This window comes from Arthrobacter sp. APC 3897 (assembly GCF_030407495.1).
Classification (GTDB): Bacteria; Actinomycetota; Actinomycetes; order Actinomycetales; family Micrococcaceae; genus Arthrobacter_B.
Genome location: NZ_JASDDG010000015.1, coordinates 67443 through 89215, shown reverse-complemented (window position 1 = coordinate 89215; position 21773 = coordinate 67443). Strand labels below are relative to the sequence as shown.

The 21773-nt window shown below is 63.6% G+C and carries 21 protein-coding genes; 8 read left to right on the top strand and 13 right to left on the bottom strand.

What is annotated here, in order from left to right:
* Both QMA10_RS09240 and QMA10_RS09235 read left to right on the top strand, forming a co-directional pair.
* Positions 1-506 (top strand): DUF3054 domain-containing protein (locus QMA10_RS09240; RefSeq protein ID WP_290167716.1); only part of this gene is annotated, 506 nt, incomplete at its 5' end.
* 113 nt (positions 507-619) lie between these two features.
* Positions 620-901 (top strand): Lrp/AsnC ligand binding domain-containing protein, encoded by a 282-nt coding sequence (locus QMA10_RS09235; protein ID WP_290167715.1) that lies wholly within the window; start codon positions 620-622, stop codon positions 899-901.
* Positions 902-1136: 235 nt separating this feature from the next.
* Here QMA10_RS09235 and trpD read toward each other — a convergent pair whose 3' ends face one another.
* The gene (gene trpD, locus QMA10_RS09230) at positions 1137-2183 is read right to left on the bottom strand and encodes an anthranilate phosphoribosyltransferase (RefSeq protein WP_290167714.1); all 1047 of its coding nucleotides are present in this window, start codon (positions 2181-2183) and stop codon (positions 1137-1139) included.
* 159 nt (positions 2184-2342) lie between these two features.
* On the opposite strand from trpD, the gene QMA10_RS09225 reads away from it, so the two are divergent.
* The 4 genes from QMA10_RS09225 to QMA10_RS09210 all read left to right on the top strand — a co-directional run bounded on the left by QMA10_RS09225 (position 2343) and on the right by QMA10_RS09210 (position 6661).
* Positions 2343-2981, top strand: a complete 639-nt coding sequence (locus QMA10_RS09225; RefSeq protein ID WP_104054107.1) for a heme-copper oxidase subunit III — start codon at positions 2343-2345, stop codon at positions 2979-2981.
* Between the two features lie 80 nt (positions 2982-3061).
* Positions 3062-3853, top strand: a complete 792-nt coding sequence (locus QMA10_RS09220) for a cytochrome c (protein WP_290167711.1) — start codon at positions 3062-3064, stop codon at positions 3851-3853.
* An 87-nt stretch (positions 3854-3940) separates the two neighbouring features.
* A complete protein-coding gene (locus tag QMA10_RS09215; RefSeq protein WP_290167710.1) occupies positions 3941-4972 on the top strand; it encodes a Rieske 2Fe-2S domain-containing protein in 1032 nt (343 codons plus the stop codon).
* Positions 4973-4975: 3 nt separating this feature from the next.
* Positions 4976-6661 carry a ubiquinol-cytochrome c reductase cytochrome b subunit gene (locus QMA10_RS09210; protein ID WP_290167708.1) on the top strand — a complete coding sequence of 562 codons (1686 nt, stop codon included), beginning with the start codon at positions 4976-4978 and terminating at the stop codon, positions 6659-6661.
* A gap of 132 nt (positions 6662-6793) precedes the next feature.
* Here the strand turns inward: QMA10_RS09210 and QMA10_RS09205 are convergent, their stop codons facing one another.
* From QMA10_RS09205 to QMA10_RS09175, 7 genes are all read right to left on the bottom strand, one after another.
* A complete protein-coding gene (locus QMA10_RS09205; RefSeq protein WP_290167706.1) occupies positions 6794-7354 on the bottom strand; it encodes a hypothetical protein in 561 nt (186 codons plus the stop codon).
* A gap of 106 nt (positions 7355-7460) precedes the next feature.
* Entirely contained in the window at positions 7461-8234 is a 774-nt protein-coding gene (locus QMA10_RS09200; protein ID WP_290167732.1) for a GntR family transcriptional regulator, read from the bottom strand.
* Between the two features lie 255 nt (positions 8235-8489).
* A complete protein-coding gene (locus QMA10_RS09195) occupies positions 8490-8891 on the bottom strand; it encodes a cytochrome c oxidase subunit 4 (protein WP_290167705.1) in 402 nt (133 codons plus the stop codon).
* Positions 8888-10609 (bottom strand): cytochrome c oxidase subunit I, encoded by a 1722-nt coding sequence (gene ctaD, locus QMA10_RS09190; RefSeq protein ID WP_104054101.1) that lies wholly within the window; start codon positions 10607-10609, stop codon positions 8888-8890. The genes QMA10_RS09195 and ctaD overlap by 4 nt, the downstream gene beginning before the upstream one ends.
* A gap of 9 nt (positions 10610-10618) precedes the next feature.
* A complete protein-coding gene (gene coxB / locus QMA10_RS09185) occupies positions 10619-11473 on the bottom strand; it encodes a cytochrome c oxidase subunit II (RefSeq protein WP_290167703.1) in 855 nt (284 codons plus the stop codon).
* 210 nt (positions 11474-11683) lie between these two features.
* Entirely contained in the window at positions 11684-12079 is a 396-nt protein-coding gene (locus tag QMA10_RS09180) for an iron-sulfur cluster assembly accessory protein (protein WP_290167701.1), read from the bottom strand.
* 170 nt (positions 12080-12249) lie between these two features.
* Positions 12250-13659, bottom strand: a complete 1410-nt coding sequence (locus QMA10_RS09175; RefSeq protein ID WP_290167700.1) for a dipeptidase — start codon at positions 13657-13659, stop codon at positions 12250-12252.
* A gap of 98 nt (positions 13660-13757) precedes the next feature.
* On the opposite strand from QMA10_RS09175, the gene QMA10_RS09170 reads away from it, so the two are divergent.
* A complete protein-coding gene (locus tag QMA10_RS09170; RefSeq protein WP_290167698.1) occupies positions 13758-14357 on the top strand; it encodes a DUF3043 domain-containing protein in 600 nt (199 codons plus the stop codon).
* Positions 14358-14460: 103 nt separating this feature from the next.
* Here QMA10_RS09170 and QMA10_RS09165 read toward each other — a convergent pair whose 3' ends face one another.
* The gene (locus tag QMA10_RS09165) at positions 14461-15528 is read right to left on the bottom strand and encodes a quinone-dependent dihydroorotate dehydrogenase (protein WP_290167697.1); all 1068 of its coding nucleotides are present in this window, start codon (positions 15526-15528) and stop codon (positions 14461-14463) included.
* A 98-nt stretch (positions 15529-15626) separates the two neighbouring features.
* Between QMA10_RS09165 and QMA10_RS09160 the strand changes: the two genes are divergently transcribed.
* Entirely contained in the window at positions 15627-16673 is a 1047-nt protein-coding gene (locus tag QMA10_RS09160; RefSeq protein WP_290167695.1) for an alpha/beta hydrolase, read from the top strand.
* Positions 16674-16685: 12 nt separating this feature from the next.
* Here the strand turns inward: QMA10_RS09160 and QMA10_RS09155 are convergent, their stop codons facing one another.
* The 4 genes from QMA10_RS09155 to QMA10_RS09140 all read right to left on the bottom strand — a co-directional run bounded on the left by QMA10_RS09155 (position 16686) and on the right by QMA10_RS09140 (position 21750).
* Positions 16686-17486 (bottom strand): isoprenyl transferase, encoded by an 801-nt coding sequence (locus QMA10_RS09155; protein ID WP_290167731.1) that lies wholly within the window; start codon positions 17484-17486, stop codon positions 16686-16688.
* Complete coding sequence (recO, locus tag QMA10_RS09150; RefSeq protein ID WP_290167693.1) at positions 17483-18235, bottom strand: DNA repair protein RecO; 753 nt, start codon at positions 18233-18235, stop codon at positions 17483-17485. Before recO ends, QMA10_RS09155 begins: the two co-directional genes overlap by 4 nt.
* Before the next feature lie 82 nt (positions 18236-18317).
* Positions 18318-20060 carry a 2-isopropylmalate synthase gene (leuA, locus tag QMA10_RS09145; RefSeq protein ID WP_290167691.1) on the bottom strand — a complete coding sequence of 581 codons (1743 nt, stop codon included), beginning with the start codon at positions 20058-20060 and terminating at the stop codon, positions 18318-18320.
* A 166-nt stretch (positions 20061-20226) separates the two neighbouring features.
* Positions 20227-21750 carry an LCP family protein gene (locus QMA10_RS09140; RefSeq protein WP_290167689.1) on the bottom strand — a complete coding sequence of 508 codons (1524 nt, stop codon included), beginning with the start codon at positions 21748-21750 and terminating at the stop codon, positions 20227-20229.
* Between the last annotated feature and the right edge of the window lie 23 nt (positions 21751-21773).

Genomic DNA, 21773 nt, shown 5'->3' with positions numbered 1-21773 from the left:
GTCAGCGAACTCCTGGAACCCTACGTACGGGAGCACCGCCGCGGCGCCTCCGGAAAGCAGCAGCCGTGAACTCCCCGCGCAGCACATCCGACGGCGCTTCCCCGGCCGGCTCCCCTGCTGTTTCCCCTGACGCCTCGCAGACCGGCCCCGGCCGCAGCAGCGCCGTGATCCTGGCCCTCGACATCGTCCTCATCATCCTGTTTGCCGCCCTTGGCCGGGACACCCACCAACACGGCCTGGATCCCGCCGGGATCCTCGTCACCGCCTCGCCGTTCCTGGCAGCCTGCCTGGCCGGCCGCCTCCTTCTGGCCCGCTGGCAGTCTCCGGCGTCCCTGTGGCCGGCAGGTGCAGTCCTGTGGCTGATCACTGTGGTTGCCGGACTGGGCATCCGGGCGCTTTTCGGCGGCGGTGTGGCCCCGAGCTTCGCCGTCGTCACACTATGCGTCCTGGGCGCCTTCCTGCTGGTTCCGCGGGCCGTGAACCACCTGGTCCGCAGGAAGCGCTAACCGGGACATCCCCCGAGGAAGCACACTCCGTGTTTCCGATAGGCTCGCAGTAGCGGGGCCGGCTGCGCCGACGCACCGGACTCCACCCCGCCGGCACTTTCGAAAGGCTCATCATGATCACGGCTTTTGTCCTCATTCAGACCGACTCCGCCCGCATCCCCGAATGCGCCGAAGAGATCTCCGAGATCGAAGGCATCAGCGAGGTCTACTCGGTCACCGGCGAATGGGACCTCATCGCCGTTGCCCGCGTCCGCCGCCACGAGGATCTCGCGGACGCGATCGCCAACCGGCTCTCCAAGGTCAACGGCGTCATCGGCACCACCACCCAGATCGCCTTCCGGTCCTACTCCAAGCACGATTTGGACGCCGCTTTTTCACTCGGATTCGATAGCTGACCCGTTGGAATTTCGAGCCGAAAATCACAGGAGTCACCTCTGAGAGCAACGGTTTTGTAACAGTTTGAGGCCCTTTTTCTTCCCTGGCGGGTAAGAAAAAGGGCCTCGTTTTCGGTTCCGTGCGGACCCTGCAGTTTCGCTCGTACGGCTCGTATATATAGCGAAAACCGCAGCAGCCGGGAGAAAATCAGGCCTGAATCAGACGGATTTCCGTCTGCCGCCCCCGTGACCGGGGCTACTGCGTAACGGCGATCCAGCTGTCCAGTGCACCCTGTGCGGCACCGGAGTCAATGGACTCCTCTGCGCGGCGGATACCGTCCGCCAGGCGATTCCGCAGGGAACCGTGCACCTCGGGGTCCAGGGCAACCAGGGCGGCACCGGCGTTGAGGACAACGGCGTCGCGGACCGGTCCCTTGTCCCCGGCCAGCACGCTGCGCACCACAGCGGCGTTCGCGGACGCGTCTCCGCCCCGCAGGTCGTCCAGGGTAGCCCGGGGGATGCCGAGATCCAGGGGATCCACCGTTGACACCTCTACGGCCCCGTTACGGACCTCCCACACGGTGGAGGCGCCGGTCGTCGTCATCTCATCCAGGCCATCCTCGCCGCGGAACACCAGGGCACGTACGCCGCGTGCCGCCAGGACGCCGGCCATCAGGGGCGCGAGCCGAATATCGGCAACCCCGATCGCGGAGGCAGCGGGGCGGGAGGGATTGGTCAGCGGTCCCATGAAGTTGAAGGCGGTGGCCACACCCATTTCCCGCCTTGGCACAGCTGCGTGCCGCATGGACGGATGGAAAACCTGGGCGAAGCAGAAGGTGATGCCGGCCGCGGACGCTGCCTCCGCCACGCGTTCCACGGGGAGGTCCAGGCGCACCCCGAGTGCCTCAATCACGTCAGCGGAGCCCGACGACGACGACGCCGCCCGGTTTCCGTGCTTGACCACTTTGGCTCCGGCCCCGGCACAGACGAGGGCAGCCATGGAGGAGATATTCACTGTGTTGTGCCGGTCGCCTCCCGTGCCGACGATGTCCAGGGTCTCCCCCGGGATGTTGATGGGGCGTGCGTTCTCCAGCATGGCCTCCACCAGGCCGGTCAGTTCCTGGACCGTCTCCCCTTTGGACCGCAGTGCCACCAAAAACCCCGCCATCTGGGCGTCGGAAGCTTCGCCCGCCATGATGGAATTCATCGCCCAGCGAGTCTGTTCAGAGCGCAGATCCCGGCGCGAAACCAGGGCGTTGATGAGCGTCGGCCAAGTGTGTTCGGAGCTCGGATTCGTAGTCACATCCCCTAGGTTATCTACGAATCGTAGAAAAAGCGGATTTGTTTCTGACGAGCCACTTCCGCGCCGTTACTGGGATCCGCGGGGTTTCGGCACTATTTTGACGCGCCGACCGTCTATATCTGTTGGAGAACTGGAGAGTTTTACGTCCATAATGTCTATGTGACAACAGCGACCCATGCCCCCAGTACCCCGGCTCACCCCACGCTGAACCGCCCCAATATGGTTTCCGTCGGAACCGTAGTGTGGCTGGCCAGCGAACTCATGTTTTTCGCCGCGCTCTTCGCCATGTATTTCACTCTTCGCTCCACTTCGAGCGATCTGTGGGCCATGGAGACCGAGAAGCTCAACGTTCCGTTTGCGTTGGCGAACACGGTGATCCTTGTTCTTAGTTCCGTTACCTGCCAGTTCGGCGTCTTTGCCGCAGAACGTCTTCAGCCGCGCCGCACGGGAGGACTCTTCCAAGTTTCCCGCTGGGGCATGGTCGAGTGGTTCCTCCTCACCTTCCTCATGGGTGCAGTCTTCGTGTCCGTTCAGGCTTACGAATACGCGATGCTCGTTACCGAAGGGGTGTCGATCTCCTCGAACTCCTACGGTTCCTCGTTCTACCTGACCACGGGCTTCCACGGCCTGCACGTCGCCGGTGGACTCATCGCGTTCCTGTTCATCATCGGACGCGCCTACGCAGCGAAGCGTTTTGGACACTTTGAAGCGACTTCCGCGATCGTGACCTCGTACTACTGGCACTTCGTGGACGTAGTCTGGATTGCCCTGTTCGTCATCATCTACTTCCTCAAGTAACACCTGCTTGAGCCGGCAATTACCAAGAAATCCACAGTGGCACCAGCACACCAAAGACCACACAAGTTAGGAACCACCAAGTGAAGGCACTATCGCAAAGGCGACGTCATCCCCTAGCAGCAGTTGCGCTGCTGCTGCTGGGACTCCTCGTTACGGGTGGGCTCTACGCAGCTGTCAGCGGGGCCAACGAGGCCCAGGCTGCCAGCACCGCCTATACGGCCGATGACGAAGACCAAGGCGAGAAGCTCTTCATCGCCAACTGCGCCACCTGCCACGGCATGGACGCATCCGGATCCGTCAACGGCCCCTCACTCATCGGCGTCGGAGCCGCATCGGTCGACTTCCAGGTCGGCACCGGCCGCATGCCCATGGCAATGCAGGGCCCGCAGGCACAGCAGAAGCCCGTCCAGTTCACCGAAGAACAGACCAGCCAGCTCGCCGCTTACGTAGCAAGCCTCGGTGCCGGTCCCGCCGTGCCGGACGCTGAAATCATCGACGCCGCCGGCGGCAACGCTGCCGAGGGTGGAGAGCTGTTCCGTGTCAACTGCGCCATGTGCCACAACGCAGCGGGTGCCGGTGGTGCCCTGACGCAGGGTAAGTTCGCTCCCTCCCTGGAGGGCGTCTCCGAGAAGCACATCTACGAGGCCATGGTCACAGGCCCGCAGAACATGCCCGTCTTCAACGACGCCAACGTCTCCCCCGAGGACAAGCAGAGCATCATCGCCTTCCTGAAGAACATCGAAGCCAACGGTTCCCCGGGCGGTGCCGAACTCGGCTCGCTGGGTCCGGTTTCCGAAGGCCTGTTCATCTGGACGGCGGGCCTTGGCCTCGTCATCGCTTTCACCATTTGGTTGACCTCCCGGTCTTCCTAGACATCACCCGCGCTCACCCTCCCGGGGTGACATCACAGTTACACATAGGTCTATAAATGCAGTTTCAAGAGAAGGATGAGGGGGATCATGGGCGACCATAGTCACGGCAGTCCGAACACCTCGGGCACCGTCGCTACGGCTGGCCAGGACGGCGAAGAGAAGTTCCGGAATCCCGGTCTTCCTCCGCACCGTCCTCGCCTGGCCGATACGAATCCCCAGGCTGAGAAGCGCGCCGAAAAGCAGGTGGCGGCACTGTTCGTCATCTCGATCATCGGCACGCTCGTGTTTTTCATCGGGTACTTCGGCATCAAGCTCGAAGGCGGCCACACCATTGCCGATATCCGGGTGCAGAACCTGCTCCTGGGGCTGGGTACCGCTTTCGCCATGCTGGGTATCGGCGTCGGTATTGTGCACTGGGCCAAGACGCTCATGCCGGACCACGAAATCACTGAGGAACGGCATGAAATCCGTCCCGAGGAAGACCGTGTTCTCGCAGAGAAGATGGTGGGCGACATCATCGAGGAAACGGGCATCAAGCGCCGTCCCCTGATCCGCAACACCCTCCTCGGCGCAATGGTCCTGGCACCGCTTCCGGCCATCGCGGTCTTCCGCGACCTCGGCCCGCTGCCCGGCGATGTCCTTCGGCACACCATGTGGGCCGAAGGCGTGCACCTGACGCGCGACCCCAGCGGAACCCGGATCAAGGCTTCCGATGTCACCCTTGGTTCAGCGTTCCACGTCATTCCCGAGGGCCTGAACGAGTCCGAGCACAAGCTTGAGGAAAAGGCCAAGGCTGTTGTCCTGCTCATGCGCCTGGACCCGGAATCGCTCAACCCCTCCCCCGGACGTGAAGACTGGAACGTGGACGGCATTGTCGCCTACTCCAAGATTTGCACCCACGTTGGCTGCCCGGTGGCGCTGTACGAACAGCACACCCACCACCTGCTGTGCCCCTGCCACCAGTCCACCTTCGACCTCACGCAGGAATGCAAGGTCATCTTCGGACCGGCCGTTCACCCTCTTCCGCAGCTGCCCATCGCAGTGGACGAAGACGGTTACCTGATCGCCACCAGCGATTTCCATGAACCCGTTGGACCGAGCTACTGGGAGCGTGGCTAAACCATGAGTGTTCCCTCCGCTACCCCTTACGAGCCCAAGACCCGTCTTGGGCGCGTCACCAACTTCGTTGACTCCCGTGTCAGCGGTTCGGCCATGGTCAAGGAATTCGGCCGCAAGGTCTTCCCTGACCACTGGACCTTCATGTTTGGTGAAGTTGCGCTGTACTGCTTCGTCATCCTGCTGCTGTCGGGCACCTTCCTGACCTTCTTCTTTGACCCGTCCATGGCTGAAACGCACTACAACGGAAGCTATGTTCCCCTGCAGGGCGTCGAGATGTCCGTGGCCTACGAGTCTTCGCTGAATATCTCGTTTGACATCCGCGGCGGTCTCTTCATGCGCCAGGTGCACCACTGGTCGGCACTGCTCTTCGTAGCTGCCGTCTCGGTGCACATGCTCCGCGTGTTCTTCACCGGCGCTTTCCGCAAGCCGCGCGAGCTGAACTGGGTGGTGGGCGGCGTCCTGCTGATCCTGTCCCTGGCTGCAGGCTTCACCGGCTACTCCCTCCCCGATGACCTGCTGTCCGGCAACGGCCTGCGCATCATCGACGGCGTTATCAAGTCGGTGCCGGTGGTTGGTACGTACATCAGCTTCTTCCTCTTCGGAGGCGAGTTCCCGGGCACCGACATCATCGGCCGCCTGTACATGCTGCACATCCTGCTGGTTCCCGCCCTGATCCTGCTGATGATCGCCATCCACCTGTTCATGGTCGTCATCCACAAGCACACCCAGTTCCGCGGCCCCGGCCGTACGAACATGAACGTGGTGGGCTACCCGGTTGGTCCGGTGTACGCCGCCAAGGCCGGTGGATTCTTCTTCATCGTCTTCGGCATCATCGCCATCATTGCCGGCCTGTTCACGGTCAACCCGATCTGGAACTACGGTCCCTACGATCCCTCCCCCGTTTCCGCCGGTACCCAGCCTGACTGGTACATCGGCTGGGTTGACGGCGCGCTGCGCCTGATGCCGGGCTGGATCGCGAATATCCCGATGGAGTGGAACATTCCGTTCCCGTGGGGCACCAACACCCTCTCCTTCAACGTTCTGTTCCCGGCGCTGGTCCCGGCCGGCATCGTCTTCACCCTGCTGTTCGCATGGCCGTGGATCGAAGCCTGGCTGACCAAGGACACCCGCGTCCACAACCTGCTGGACCGTCCGCGCAACGCTCCGTTCCGCACCGGCGTCGGCGTTGCCGGCATCATCTTCTACTGCACCATGTGGGCTGCCGCCAGCTCCGACCTCATCGCTACGCACTTCCATGTGTCACTGAACGATGTGACGTACTGGCTGCGCTTCCTGGTGATCTTCGGGCCGCTGATTGGCTTCGCCGTTGCACGCCGCATCGCTCTGGCGCTGCAGCGCAAGGACCGCGAGATCGTTCTCCACGGTGTAGAAAGCGGACGCATTGTCCGTCTCCCCCACGGTGAGTACATCGAGGTTCATGAGCCGGTGGACGAGTACAAGCGCTACAAGCTCGTCGACTTCGACTCCCCCGAAGCCATCCCGGCCCAGCCGGACGCCCGCGGGAAGATCACCGGCAAGGAGAAGCTGCGCGGCCGTCTGTCACGCTTCTTCTTCGAAGACCGGGTTGCTCCGGTTACGCCGCGCGAGCTCGAGGATGCACACCATCACGAGTCCCCCGCTGAAGTTGAAGCGGCAGAGGAAGACCAGAATTCCATCACGAATCGGTAGCCCTCAGTACTGATAGCCGGTTCGGCTTATCAGTACAGCTCAACTAGTACGGCGAAAGGAGCCGGCCAGCATATGCTGGCCGGCTCCTTTGTTTTGTTATCCGGTTCTTGCCCCGCCAACCTGTGCCTGTTGTCAGTCCAGGGTAAACGGGGTTTTTGCCGGCAGCGGGTGCCTGCGCTTCCAGGCGGACGCATCGGCAACCGGGGCGGACCCGATGCCCAGCTTGGTGAAGTCCAGGTTTGCGTCCCGAAGCACCACCAGCATGCCCTTGACCGCCTTCGGGACGTCAGGGACGAGGCAGAAAATGTTCAGTTTCCCGGGAGCGAATTCGCTCTCCTTAACCGTGCCCAGACCGCGCCAGGAAAAGTAGGAGGCCAGTGCGGTCCGGGCCTTGTACTCCAGGTACCGGTCACGTTCCGTGCCCTCGGCGGACTTCAGTGCGTACTGGGCAACAACCCAGAACTGCTCTTCTGCGGGAATCTCCGCATACCCCAGTTCAGCTGACTTGGCTGCAAAGGCAGCGAACTTCTTTTCGGCTGCAGCTTCGTCCACACCGGCGGTGGCGGAACCTGTTCCCATGAATCCAACCTTGCCCTGATTGAGCATGTACTCCCGGGAGTCCTCGTCATACATTGCTTCGCGGAAGTGCAGAACCCCCTTCTTGTCGCGCCGGTACATCACGGTGATACTCATGTCGCTAGCCTTTCTGGCTGGTGTTGGTCATTGCAGTGCCCCGCCCGTCCCTTCGGGGGCCGGCGGCGGAGCACAGGAACGGGAGCAGAATCCCGGGAAGACGCCCTTAGGGGCCCTGGTGGCGCCCCGGGTGGTACGAGCGGGGCGTGCGCATTCCGGGGCGCTGGAGCGGCACCCAGAGCTTGTAGCGGTCAGCCCGGTAATAGGAGACGGAATAGTCCACCATGGTCCGGGACACGTAGGCGTGCCGCTGAATCTTCAGCAGCGGCGCCCCCAGCTCCACGTTGAGCAGCCGTGCAGTGGAAGCCGAAGCGGCAGTCGCCTCGATGGTGTCCTCCCCCCACTCCATCACCATGCCGTAGCGTTCGCTCAGCACGCGGTAGAGGGAGGTGGGCGGCTCCTCGTCAAGCATCCCCGGAACATGGACAGCCGGAATGAAGTTCTCATCAACGCTCATGGGCTCGCCGTCCGCAAGAAGCTGCCGGCGGAAGCGGACAACCGGCTGCCCGGGATCGATGTTAAGTTCACGCGCCACCAGATGGGATGCACCCACCTGCTCGAAGGTCAGGACACGTGCATCAGGGACCATGCCCCGGCGGGCCATCTCTTCACTGTAGGACGTGAGCTTGACCTGCAGATCCAGCTTGGGGCGGGCAACGAAGGTACCCAGGCCCACCACCCGCTCCAGGACCTCATCCGCCACCAGGGCATCAATGGCCTGCCGGACGGTCATCCGGGCTACGCCGAAGTGGTCCGCAAGCAAACGTTCCGACGGAATCGCCGCACCCGCCGTCGCGTGCTCTTCCACAAAACGCCGCAGGATGCTCTGCAGCTGCAGATGCTTGGCCACGCCTGTACCGGCATCAATCGTCTCCCGCATTCCGCGCAGGGCGTGCTCCGTCATCGCGGCCCGGTCCCGGCGTCGGTAATGCTGCGCATGCGGTCCCTTCCCTTTCGTACTGCTGCTCATCCAAGAATAGCCGGATCCCCGGCACCGCCGTGTCCTCGCACCGGGACGCGGCAGGACCGGGATACAGCAAAGGGCCCGCAGTTGCCTGCGGACCCTTTGGTGTACTTCTCCTGCTTTACTTCTGTCTTGCTGTACTTCTATGCAGTTGTGGTGTGGTGCAAAGCCCTAGTGGGCGTGGGCACCGCGGCTGTACTCGTACACCCATCCAACCAGCGCAATAAGCGCCAGGCCTGCACTGATGAAGAGGACCCACCAGCCAACAGCCATGCCCAGGAAACCGCCTGCGGCGGAAAGGCCGAGCAGCAGAGGCCACCAGCTCCAGGGGCTGAAGAAGCCCTGTTCGCCGGAACCCTCGTGGATCTCGGCGTCGAGCCGGTCCTCGGGGCGGGGACCTACGCGCTTGCCGGTGAAGCCAATGTAGAAGGCGATCATGGCGGACATGCCGGCGGTCAGGAACAGGGCCAGGTAGCCCACCGGTTCCATCCACTCAACCAGGTAGCCGTAGACAACGCCCACCACGAGGAAGAACGGTGCCATATAGGCGAAGAGCTTTGTCTCTACCTTCACTTGGCCTTCTCCTTACGATCAGCAGCGCCCAGAACCTTACCGGCGGCCGAATCATCGGTCACGGTCTGCTGGAGTTCAGGATGGTGCAGGTCCAGTGCCGGGCGCTCCGAACGGATGCGCGGCAGCGACGTGAAGTTGTGGCGCGGCGGCGGGCAGGACGTGGCCCACTCGAGCGATCCGCCGAAGCCCCAGGGGTCATCAACTTCAACCTTCTTGCCGTGGCGCCAGGTGATGTACACGTTCCAGAAGAACGGAATCATGGACGCACCCAGCAGGAAGGAACCGTAGGTGGAGAACTGGTTCATCAGGGTGAAGTTATCCTCCACCAGGTAGTCGGCGTAGCGGCGCGGCATGCCGATAACACCCAGCCAGTGCTGGATCAGGAAGGTGGCGTGGAAGCCAACGAACAGCATCCAGAAGTGGATCTTACCCAGACGCTCGTTGAGCATCTTGCCGGTCCACTTGGGCCACCAGAAGTAGAAGCCGGCGAACATGGCGAACACAACGGTTCCGAAGATCACGTAGTGGAAGTGGGCAACCACGAAGTACGTATCGGACACGTGGAAGTCCAGCGGGGGCGAGGACAGGATGATGCCGGTCAGGCCGCCGAAGAGGAACGTGATGAGGAAGCCGATGCTCCAGAGCATGGGCGTCTCAAACGTAATGGACCCCCGCCACATCGTGCCGATCCAGTTGAAGAACTTCACGCCCGTTGGCACCGCAATCAACATGGTCATGAAGGCGAAGAACGGCAGCATGACTGCACCGGTGACGTACATGTGGTGGGCCCACACGGTCACGGACAGGGCAGCAATGGCAATCGTTGCGTACACAAGACCCTTGTAACCGAAGATCGGCTTGCGGCTGAAGACCGGGAAAATCTCGGAGACGATGCCGAAGAACGGCAGCGCGATGATGTACACCTCGGGGTGGCCGAAGAACCAGAACAGGTGCTGCCACAGAATGGCACCGCCGCGCTCGGGGTCAAAGATGTGTGCTCCGAAGCGCCGGTCCGCACCCAGTGCAAACAGCGCCGCGGCCAGCGGCGGGAACGCCATGAGGACCAGGATGGCGGTAACCAGCGTGTTCCACGTGAAGATCGGCATCCGCCACATGGTCATGCCCGGGGCACGCATGCAGATGATGGTGGTGATGAAGTTGACCGCACCCAGGATGGTTCCGAAACCTGACAGCGCCAGGCCGAACACCCATAGATCCCCGCCAACCCCCGGCGAGAACGTGGTGTTGGACAGCGGCGCATAGGCAAACCAACCGAAGGAGGCGGCACCCTGCGGGGTAATGAAGCCGGCAACGGCAATGGTGGAGCCGAAGAGGAAGAACCAGAATGCCAGGGCATTCAGGCGGGGGAACGCAACGTCGGGAGCACCGATCTGCAGCGGCATCATGACGTTGGCGAAGCCGGAGAACAGCGGAGTTGCGAACATCAGCAGCATGACCGTGCCGTGCATGGTGAACAGCTGGTTGTACTGTTCCTTGGTCTGCACAATCTGCATGCCGGGCTCAAACAGCTCGGCGCGGATGACCAGGGCCATCACACCTGCGAGACAGAAGAAAATGAATGATGCGATCAGGTACATGTACCCGATCGTCTTGTGGTCAGTGGAAGTGATCCAGCTGACAATGATGCGCCCCTTGGAGACGGGGACGACGCGCGGTGCAACCTGAGTTTCTTCCGAAGTGTATTCGAGAGTAGTCACAGCTTCCTCCTACCTCCTTACTTCGCTTGATTCTGAGTTGTACACGCGGTCGTATTCGGAGCCGACCTGACCGTCCGGCAGGGTAGCCAGGTACTGGTCATATTCGGCTTCCGAGACCACCTTGACGTTGAAGAGCATTTCCGAGTGGTACTCGCCGCAGAGTTCTGCGCACTTGCCCTCGTAGGTGCCTTCGACGCCGGGAGTGAGGTTGATGTAGTTCGTGCGCCCCGGGTAGAGGTCCATCTTCTGCAGGAAGGCGGGAACCCAGAAGGAGTGCTGCACGTCGCGGGAGTTGAGCTGAAGCTCAACCGTCTGGTTGACCGGCAGGTAGAGAGTCGGCATCTCTGCTTCCGACTTCTCCTGGCCGTCCAGGTTCACCTGGACGTTGAGGTCATACTTGTCCTCATTGACGTAGTTGAAGTCCCAGGACCACTGCTTGCCGCGGACGTCCACAACGACGTCGGGGTCATCAACGCGCTCACTGATGGCGCGGATGTCCTGGTCGGTGAAGTAGAACAGCACCAGGACCATGAACAGCGGGATGGCCGTGTAGAAGATCTCCAAGGGGAGGTTGTAGCTCAGCTGCCGGGGGTAGCCGGTTTCATTCTTCCTGCGCCGGTAGGCAATGATGCACCACAGAATCAGTGCCCAGGTAAGCACGCCAACCGCCAGTGCCGCGATCCATGAATTGACCCAAAGGTCCATGATGCGGCCGGTGTGGTTGGTAGTGTCGCGCTCCGTGGGCAACCATCCCCGTTGGGCTTCTGCTGAACAACCCGATAAAAACAACGCGCCGGCCGACGTTACGGCTGAGATCTTAAAGATCCTGGCGCGTCGGCTGCTGGTTCGGTCCTGCGAACTCACAGACGGCCCTTCCTCTTGTTACGTGCAAGTGCGGCACAGCAGACAGACGAATCCCCCAGCTGCGCACGATCAGTTTTACTACTACGTGTAGAGCTTACCCGCACGCGTGGCCATCCAGTGACAGACCGCACCGCGTCCTTGGCAAAATACCGTGTGTTACGGCCAACGGCCGCACGGCCCCGTCAGTGAAACGGGGCCACGGGACGCAGCTTAGTGGAACGAGTCTCCGCAGGCACACGAGCCGCCTGCGTTGGGGTTGTCGATGGTGAACCCCTGCTTGGAAATGGTGTCTTCGAAGTCGATGGAGGCGCCGGACAGGTACGGCACGCTCATCTTGTCCACGATGACCTCAACCCCGTCGAAGTCGCGGACGGCGTCGCCGTCCAGGACGCGCTCGTCGAAGTAGAGCTGGTAAATCAGGCCGGAACAGCCGCCGGGCTGAACGGCCACGCGAAGCCGCAGGTCGGTCCGGCCTTCCTGCTCCAGGAGGCTGCGGACCTTTCCCGCAGCAACATCGGAGAGTGCAACTTCGTGGGTGGGCAGCTCTGATTCAGGAGCGGTTGCCGTATCCACTCCGGTGCCGGTTTCGCTGGTGGAAGTGCTCATTGCTTCTCTCTTTCCTCACGTGGACCGTGCACGGGAGGGCAGTTGCTCCCCCGAAGGCTCCGGGCCAGGTCCTTCTCCATGGTACGTCGGTGCTTACACCCAGACGCAACGCATCCGGGCAGGAAAAGATTTCCATGCCCGGACGCGGTGGTGTTGTCGAAAATGCAGACCTAGGACTGCGGTGCCTGGCCGAGGCTGGCCAGCAGCAGGGCTTCAGCAAGCACGGCGTTACGGAAATCACCCAGGTCCAGTGACTCGTTGGCGCTGTGGGCACGCGAATCCGGATCCTCGACGCCGGTAATCAGGATCTGGGCAGACGGGAACAGCTCCGTCAGGTCGGCAATGAAGGGAATGGAACCGCCCATGCCCGATTCCACGGGCTCGACGCCGTCCCAGGCTTCGCGCAGTGCCCAGAGGGCGGTGCGTGCAGCCGGAGCAGAGGTATCCGTGGCAAAGGCCTGCCCCTGCTCCCCCGGGGTGAAGGTGACCTTTGCTCCGAACGGCGCGTGTGCCTGGACGTGGCGGCCGACAGCTGCCATGGCCTCCTCCGGGTTCTGCCCCGGTGCGAGGCGGAGACTGAACTTGGCCCGGGCCTTGGGCTGGATGGTGTTGGAGGACATGTCCACAGAGGGAACGTCGATGCCGATGATGGACAGTGCCGGCTTGGTCCACAGCCGGGACGCAATGGACCCGGTACCGGCCAGCTGCACGCCGTCGAGCACTGAGGAATCTTCGCGGAAGTCTGCTTCGGCATACTCCACGGCCGCGGTGTCGGAGGACGCAAGACCCTCGATGGCGACATCGCCGGCGTCGTCGTGGAAAGTGGAGATCAGGCGTGCCAGCAGCGTAGGTGCATCCAGCACCGGCCCGCCGAACATGCCGGAGTGCACTGCGTGGTCCAGAACCTGGACTTCCACGGTGCCGTCCACCAGCCCGCGCAGGCTGGTGGTCAGTGCCGGGACGCCCACTTTCCAGTTGCCGGAGTCCGCCACCACAATGACGTCCGCTTCGAGCAGATCGCGGTAGGTTTCGAGGAAGTCGCGGAAGGTGGGTGAACCGGCTTCTTCCTCGCCCTCGATAAAGAGCGTGATGCCGACGCCGGAGTCCTCCCCCAGCACCGAGTCCAGAGCGCGGAGGGCCCCAACGTGAGCCATGATGCCGGCTTTGTCATCGGCGGCCCCGCGCCCGTAAAGACGGCCGTTGCGCTCGGTGGCAACAAACGGTTCGGTTTCCCAGAGGGACAGGTCCCCCGGCGGCTGGACGTCGTGGTGGGCATACAGCAGAACCGTAGGCTTGCCGTCCCTGGCCGGACGGCGGGCGACGACGGCGGGGCCGCCGGGCTTGCCGTTGTTGTCCACCCGCAGGATCTGCACGTCGGTGAGCCCTGCACCGCGAATGAGCGCGGCCACGGCTTCGGCGCTTTCATTCAGCCGTTCCGGGTCAAACGAGTCCCACGCGATGCCGGGGATCGAGACGAGGGACTTGAGCTGCTCAACGGTACGGACGAAATCAGCGTCCACGGCGGCGCGCAGCGCGTCCACATCCACTGACGGCGAAGGGGTTTCTGGTATCAAAGTCATAACAAAACACTACATGTGCCCCCGCCGGGGCAGTACGGGGACAGTTACCCCTTCCCGTACACGGCCGCCGGGGGCCGGCGTCAAGGTATCCTAGAGGGGTGTTCGGACGAAAGAATGAAGCGCCCACCGCGCAGGAAACTGTGGATCAGGCTGCTGCGGCAGCCCAGACCAGCTCAGCCCGCACGGCCGCGGGGAAGGGAGTTCCCACCCCCAAGCGCCGGGACCAGGTTGCAGCGCGCCAGCGCCCGCTGGTCCCCACAGACCGCAAGGCGGCGAGAAATGCCAGCCGTGAAGCCATGCGTGAAGAGCGGCTGAAGACCCGCGCCGCCCTCGACACCGGCGACGAGCGTTACCTTCCGCTGCGCGACAAGGGCCCCCAGCGCCGGTTCATCCGCGACGTAGTGGACTCCCGCTGGAACCTGGGTGAGTTTGTCATGATTGCCGCCCTCGTCTTTGTGGTGGTCAGCTTCATCCAGAACCTGACGGTGCAGAGCATTGTCATGCTGGCCTTCTGGGTTCTGATCCTGGCCGTCATCCTCGACAGCTTCATCCTGCGGGCCATCATCCGCCGCCGCCTCACCGAGAAGTTCGGCAGCCCCAATTCCGGTGACGTCTGGTACGGCGTCTCGCGAGCCCTGCAGCTGCGCCGCTTCCGCCTCCCGAAGCCGCAGGTCAAGCGCGGTGAAAAGCCCGTCTAAGCTCCGCCCGGCGGTTTAGCGGCATCAGGACCGCATAAAGGAAGGGTTCCTTCCCCGGCACTTCCGGGAAAGGAACCCTTCCTTTATCTGTATGTGCCGGTGTCTACTTCTCCCGGGCCAGCTGCCGGTTGATCCTGGCGGCCCAGAACGGCCCCTCGTAGAGGAACGCGGTGTAGCCCTGCACCAGGGTGGCTCCCGCGGCCAGGCGTTCGCGGACATCCGCTGCCGTTTCGACTCCGCCCACGGAAATGATCACTGGCCCGTCGGGGCCGAGCGCGGCGTGCAGCCGCTGGAGGACTTCCAGGGACCGGCGGCGCAGCGGAGCACCACTGAGCCCGCCCACTCCACAGTCCATGACCTTGTGCGGGTCCGTCACCAGGTTCTCGCGGGTGACGGTGGTGTTGGTGGCGACCACACCGTCGAGGCCAAGGTCCAGGGCCAGGCGGGCGACGTCGTCGATGTCTTCGTCGGTGAGGTCGGGAGCGATCTTCACCAGCAGGGGAACGTGCCGGCCGGCCGCGGCGTCAGCGGTCTCGGAGACGGCGGAAAGCAGGGGGCGGAGGGAATCAATGTTCTGCAGCAGGCGCAGGCCCGGCGTGTTGGGTGAGGACACATTGACCACCAGGTAATCGGCCTGGGGCGCAAGTTCCCGCGTGCTGTTCAGGTAATCGTCCACCGCGTCAGCCAGGTCCACGGTTTTGGTCTTGCCGATGTTGACCCCAATGACGGGCCGGTTCTGGCCCCAGGCCCGTTCCAGCATGCGCCGGGCACGTGCCACCCGCGGCGCAACAGCAGCGGCACCGTCATTGTTGAAGCCCATCCGGTTGATGACGGCCCGGTCTTCGACCAGCCGGAAGAGCCGGGGCTTCGGGTTGCCCGGCTGGGCACGGCCGGTTACTGTCCCGATTTCCACGTGGCCAAACCCCATATTGGTCAGCGGAACAATGCCCGAACCCTCCTTGTCGAAGCCTGCGGCCAACCCGAAGGGAGACGGGAAGTCGAGTCCCAGCGCCCGTACTCGAAGTTTCGGGGACGGCCGCATGAAGCGGCGCATTACCGGCCCGGCGGGAGTCAGAGCTGCCGCCTTGATGAGGTCAAAACCGATTTTGTGGGCCTTTTCGGGATCCATGCCGGAGAAAACGACACGGAAGAAGGCGGGATAAACGCGCATGATTTCATGCTTCCATTGCGGGGTCGCTGTGCCAAATTCCGGGTCGGGGCGGGATCGACGATGACGCACCCGCCGGCAGATTAGAGGAAGATGGAGGGATGGATGCACAGTGGAGACCGGACTTCCTCGGCAGCGGCTTCCAGTGCCTGACCCTGGACCTCGGCGAAGATGAAGAGGGTCCCGTCGTCGCCACCCTGGTCTCCTATGCGCCTGAACCGCCGCCGCCGCCCACCCTCGGCGGCAGGGCGCGGGAACTGCTTAACCGGCTGCGCGCACCCGTTCCGCCCGAACCCGTGCAGGCCGTCCTGTACATCCACGGCTGGACTGATTACTTCTTCCAGACCGAGCTGGCGGATTTTTGGGCGGGGCAGGGTGTGGCGTTCTATGCACTTGATCTGCGCAGGTACGGCCGCAGCCTCCGCCCCGGACAGACTCCGGGTTACGTGACGGACCTGCAGGACTATGACGCCGACATCGAAGCGGCGATGGCTGCCCTAACCGACCACGTCCGGTCCGCCCGGGAGGCGGACACCCCGGTGCGGATCAGCCTGATGGCCCACTCCACCGGCGGCCTGGTTGCCTCTCTCTGGGCTCACCGTCATCCCGGACGCATTGAAGCGCTGATTCTCAACAGCCCCTGGCTGGAGCTGCGGGGATCCTGGATTGTCCGCACCGCCACCGCCGGGCTGCTGGAGCCGCTGGCGCGTCTGCGGCCAAAGGCCCGGTTGAAGGTACCGGAACTGACGAACTACTGGCGCAGCATAAGCCGCGACGGCGACGGCGAATGGGACCTGGATCCCCTGCTGCGGCCGCCCTCCAGCTGGCCGATCCGCGCCGGGTGGATCAAAGCCGTGCTCAGCGGGCACGCGCAGGTGGCACGAGGCCTGGACATTCGGGTACCGGTCCTGCTGCTGGCATCAACCACATCCACGGTGGCTGTCAGCTGGACTGAGGCAATGAAAACCTCCGACAGCGTGCTGGACGTGCACCTCATGGTGCAGCGGGGGCTGCTGCTCGGCCCGCAGGTGAGCGTCTTCCGGTTCGAGAACGCCCTGCACGATGTTCTGCTCTCTGCCCTGCCGGTGCGGCGCCGGGTCTACGGCAAGCTGGAGCAGTGGTCACGGGCGTTTGTCCTGAAACCGTAGGAATCGGCCGGCCTAGGCAGGAGCGGCCTGATCCACTGCTCCGCCGTAGCGCCGGTCCCGCCGGGCGTAGATTTCCACTGCTTCCCACAGGGTGCGGCGGTCCACATCCGGCCACAGGGTGTCCATGAACACCATTTCCGCATAGGCGGACTGCCAGAGCATGAAGTTGGACAGCCGCTGCTCGCCGGAGGTCCGCAGGAACAGGTCAACATCCGGCAGATCCGGTTCATCCAGATACTTCTGGATGGTCTTTTCCGTGATTGAGCCCGGACGCAGTTTCCCGCGCGCGACGTCGGCCGCGATGGCGGACACCGCATCGGTGATTTCGGCCCGGCCGCCGTAGTTGACGCACATATTAAGGGTGCAGACGGTGTTGTCTTTTGTGGCTTCTTCGGCGATTTCCAGTTCCTTCACCACGGATTGCCACAGGCGGGGCCGGCGCCCGGACCAGCGGATCCGCACCCCCCATTCGCTGAGCTGGTCCCGCTGCCGGCGCAGGACGTCACGGCTGAAGCCCATGAGGAAGCGGACTTCTTCCGGGGACCGCTTCCAGTTTTCGGTGGAAAAGGCATACACGGACACGTGTTGGATGCCCATCTCCACGGCACCGGCCATCACATCCAAAAGTGCCGCTTCTCCGGCCCGGTGCCCTTCCGTGCGCGGCAGTCCGCGCTGGTTGGCCCAGCGTCCGTTGCCGTCCATCACGATGGCCACGTGCCGGGGCAGCAGATCGGCGGGCACGGCCGGCGGCACCGCACCGGAGGGATGCGGCGCAGGACGGGCCGGTGGTTGGGGCTTTGAACGCACGTTCAGACACGCTCCACATGTTGAAGGGATTTGACGACCCGTTCCAGGTGCCACTGGAGGTAACCTCCAACGAGGCCGGCGGACTCGCGGCGGGCCTGCTGTCCCGCGGAATCGGCGGTTGACCAGTCCCCGGAGAGCAGGGCCGCCAGCAGCACCATGGTGTCGGGTGAAGGCGAGGCTGACCCGGGCGGACGGCAGGCGGAGCAGACGGCGCCGCCCAGGGCGGCGGAAAAAGCCGTGTGCGGCCCGGGGGCGCCGCAGCGGGCGCAGACGGTAAAGCTCGGCGCCCACCCGGCGGTGGCCAGGGCGCGCAGCAGGTAGGAATCAAGGATGAGCTCAGGGGCATGGGCTCCGCGGTTCAAAGCCGCCAGGGCCCCGATGACCAGGTGGTAGTGGGCGTTGGCGGACTCGCCGTCGACGTCGGTCAGCCGCTCGGCAGTTTCGGCGATGGCTGCCGCCGCAGTATAGCGCGCATAATCAGAGACGATGCCGTGTCCGTAGGCGCCCAGCGTTGTTGCCTGCGTGACGATGTCCAGATTGCGGCCCGAAGACAGCTGCAGGTCCGCCACCATGAACGGTTCCAGCCGGGCTCCGAACTTGCTGGAGGTGCGGCGGACACCCTTTGCCACGGCGCGGACCTGCCCGTGGCCGCGGGTGAGCAGCACCAGAATCCGGTCTGCCTCACCCAGTTTGTGGGTGCGCAGGATCACACCCTCGTCCCGGTATGTCCGGGATGCAAATGATTTTCCTGCCACAAACCCTATTTTCCCACGGTTTGGTGCTGCCGCGGTGCACCCGGAGCAACGGTCCGGGCGCGCCGCAGCAGTGCCGTCTGTGTCAGTCCCGGTCGCGGATGGCCCGGTTCACGGCCGAGATCACTGCTTTGAGGGCAGACATGGTGGTGTTGGCGTCGATGCCGGCGCCCCAGAGCACCCGCTCCCCCACAGCCAGTTCCACGTAGGCCGCCGCCGCCGCGTTGCCGCTGGCGGACAGTGCGTGCTCGGTGTAATCCAGCAGCCGCACGTCGATGCCGTCCTCGCCGAGGATTTCCAGCAGGGCGGCGATCGGACCGGTGCCGGACGCCGAGCGTTTCTGCTGCACTCCCCCGTTCATCAGGACGGCCGTCATCTTGAAGCTGCCGTCCTCCGCGGTGTCCGCGTTGACCGAGGAGAGTGCGTAGTGTCCCCAGGGTTCGCCGTCGGACTCCGGAGTGGAGGGCAGGTACTCATCCTGGAACACCTTCCACAGCTCGGCACCGGTAATCTCACCCCCGGCGGTGTCGGTGCGGCGCTGGACCACGCCCGAAAATTCGATCTGCGCACGGCGGGGCAGGTCCATATTGTGCTCGTTCTTGAGCAGGTAGGCCACGCCGCCCTTGCCGGACTGGCTGTTCACGCGGATCACGGCCTCGTAGGTGCGGCCAATGTCCTTGGGATCGATCGGCAGGTACGGCACGGCCCAGGGAATGCCGTCCACCGTGGTGCCCGCGGCGGCAGCATCCTTTTCCATGGCCTCGAAGCCCTTTTTGATGGCGTCCTGGTGTGAACCGGAGAAGGCAGTGAAGACCAGGTCTCCGCCGTAGGGGGAACGCTCGGGAACGGGCAGCTGGTTGCAGTACTCGACGGTGCGGCGCACGTGGTCGATGTTGGAGAAATCGATCTCAGGGTCGATGCCCTGACTGAACATGTTCATGCCCAGCGTCACCAGATCCACGTTGCCGGTACGCTCTCCGTTACCGAAGAGGCATCCTTCGATGCGGTCGGCCCCGGCCAGGTAACCGAGTTCGGCGGCCGCCACTCCGGTGCCCCGGTCATTGTGCGGATGCAGGGACAGGATGATGGAGTCCCGGTTGGCCAGGTTGCGGTGCATCCACTCGATGGAATCGGCATACACGTTGGGCGTAGCCATTTCCACTGTGGCTGGCAGGTTCAGGATCATCTGCCGGTCCGGGGACGCCTCAAGGACTTCGGCGACGGCGTTGGAAATGCGCAGCGCAAAGTCCAGTTCGGTTCCGGTGTAGGACTCGGGTGAGTATTCGTAGGTGACGTCGATGCCGCGCAGCTGCTCTTCATACTTTTTGCACAGCCGGGCACCGGTGAGCGCAATGTCCACAATCCCGTCCTGATCGGTGTTGAACACCACTTTGCGCTGCAGGATCGAGGTGGAGTTGTACAGGTGGACGATTGCGCGGTCCGCGCCCTCGAGGGACTCATAGGTGCGCTCAATCAGGTGTTCGCGGGACTGCGTGAGGACCTGGATGGTGACGTCGTCGGGGATACGGTCCCCTTCGATCAGCTGGCGGACAAAGTCATAGTCCAGCTGGGAAGCGGACGGAAAACCCACCTCAATTTCCTTGTAGCCCATTTCCACCAGCAGATCGAACATCTTGTGCTTGCGTTCGGGGCTCATCGGGTCAATCAGGGCCTGGTTGCCGTCCCGCAGGTCCACTGCGCACCAGCGCGGGGCCTTGGTGATGACCTTGTCCGGCCACGTGCGGTCAGGCAGTTCAAAGCTGATCTGTTCCTGGTAAGGAACATATTTGGAGACGGGCATTCCCGAGGGCTGCTGTGCATTTCGCATGTCTGTGGGGCCTTTTCTAGGAGTTCAGAAGAGCGGCCGGGCAACACAAACTCCGCAGCGAGGGGTCGGCCTATACGTTGGATATGGCCTCGCCGCGGCAGCTAAGGAGAAGGAGCTCTGCGCGCACGCCACTACCCTAACAGCGCAGCAGGGGCCAACCCAATTGTTAATTGCCGAATGCGGTCTGGCACGTAACCTGGGCGGCGGTCTGTCCGGACAGGCCGCCCACATCACCGGCGCTGGGCATGGTGTTTCCGGTCGCGAAGTCCTCGCCAACCTGCACACTCACGCCGTTGACCAGATTGCTGGCCACAACCTGCACGGCGGGGATGCCCAGGGCGGCCGCCACCTGGTCCGCCATCTCCTGATAACCGGGTCCGAAGAAAACCTGGGTGGCGGGGCTGGCTGCTGCAGTCTGTCCCCCGGCGGACGCCTGGGCGTATCCCTCGGAGAGAAGATACGCGGCCAGTGCCTTGTCGCGGCTTTGGCTGCCGGCGTCGCCGGTGGCATTCAGGATGGTGACCGGGACAGCCGCGGGGTCAACGGCCGGAACCGTTTCTTCCGGGGCTTCCGGAGGAACCGTCCCCGGCTTCGAGGGGGTTGCCGGCGCCGATTCGGGAGCGGGCTCGGTGATGTCCCTGTCCTCTACCAGTGCTTCGAACAGCGGGGCGGACGCGGCTTCGTCCAGGACCAGGCGGTTGTTGTCGTATTCATAGGGAACCACCGGCGCCGTCACAAAGGCGACGCGGTCCAGATCGACGTCCTTCAACCGTCCGGCCAGGGCGATGAGCGAGGAAACTTCAGTCAGTTCCTTATCCACCGTCAGGTTGCGGGTGACGGTTTCGGCGATCGAGTAGAGCTTGGGAAGGTTGTTCAGCGTGCCTTCTTCATTGACCTTGCGCACCATGGACGCCAGGAAGCTCTGCTGGGCACGGATGCGGCCTTCGTCACCGCCGTTGCCGAAGCCGTGCCGGGTACGCAGGAAGGCAAGCGCCTGGTCTCCCTTGATGCTGCTGACGCCGGCCGGAATGTTCAGCCCGGACAGTTCATCTTCAACCGGCTGGTTTACACAGACGTCCACTCCGCCCAGGGTGTTGGACAGTTCCTTGACCGCGTTGAAGTCCGCCATCATGAAGTGGTCCACGCTCAGCCCGGTGAGCTCGTTGATGGCAGCGACCGTGCAGCCCGGTCCGCCGTTGCCCAGGGCACCGTTGAGCTGGCCCAGTTCCATGGCGGGGTAGACGTCGCCGGTTTCCGGGTCCAGGCATTCCGGCAGCGGCACCAGCAGGTCGCGCGGGAAACTCACCACGGTGACATGGGAGCGGTCGGCAGCCATGTTGACCAGCATCATGACGTCCGAGTTGTTGCTGTCCTGGCCCGCGCGGTTGTCCGTGCCCAGGACCAGGATCTGCAGCGGGTCGGTGTTGGCGTCCACCGGGATGGCGGATTCCTGGTTAGAGCCCAGGTTCAGCGGACGGGTCTCGAAGTTCCGCTGCAGCCGGATGGCCTGCACGGCCACGAACACCAACCCCGAGACGAGCGTTAGCGAAAGGACCAGGGCGATGGTCCGCAGCACAGGATGCCCCACGCTTCGGCGGCCCAGATGCCGGCTGCCCGGAGCTGCCGGCGAAAGACCAAGAGCTGAGTTTCCGGCGGGACCGGCACCTGCATCGGCACGGCGAGATGACATAAGCCGGTCCCCTTCAATAATTC

Bases quoted from the DNA above. Each gene is read 5' to 3' on its own strand.
- QMA10_RS09235 (WP_290167715.1), top strand. From the start codon at position 620: ATGATCACGGCTTTTGTCCTCATTCAGACCGACTCCGCCCGCATCCCC.
- QMA10_RS09215 (WP_290167710.1), top strand. From the start codon at position 3,941: ATGGGCGACCATAGTCACGGCAGTCCGAACACCTCGGGCACCGTCGCT.
- QMA10_RS09210 (WP_290167708.1), top strand. From the start codon at position 4,976: ATGAGTGTTCCCTCCGCTACCCCTTACGAGCCCAAGACCCGTCTTGGG.
- QMA10_RS09205 (WP_290167706.1), bottom strand. From the start codon at position 7,354: ATGAGTATCACCGTGATGTACCGGCGCGACAAGAAGGGGGTTCTGCAC.
- QMA10_RS09200 (WP_290167732.1), bottom strand. From the start codon at position 8,234: ATGCGGGAGACGATTGATGCCGGTACAGGCGTGGCCAAGCATCTGCAG.
- QMA10_RS09180 (WP_290167701.1), bottom strand. From the start codon at position 12,079: ATGAGCACTTCCACCAGCGAAACCGGCACCGGAGTGGATACGGCAACC.
- QMA10_RS09175 (WP_290167700.1), bottom strand. From the start codon at position 13,659: ATGACTTTGATACCAGAAACCCCTTCGCCGTCAGTGGATGTGGACGCG.
- QMA10_RS09165 (WP_290167697.1), bottom strand. From the start codon at position 15,528: ATGCGCGTTTATCCCGCCTTCTTCCGTGTCGTTTTCTCCGGCATGGAT.
- QMA10_RS09160 (WP_290167695.1), top strand. From the start codon at position 15,627: ATGGATGCACAGTGGAGACCGGACTTCCTCGGCAGCGGCTTCCAGTGC.
- leuA (WP_290167691.1), bottom strand. From the start codon at position 20,060: ATGCGAAATGCACAGCAGCCCTCGGGAATGCCCGTCTCCAAATATGTT.
- QMA10_RS09140 (WP_290167689.1), bottom strand. From the start codon at position 21,750: ATGTCATCTCGCCGTGCCGATGCAGGTGCCGGTCCCGCCGGAAACTCA.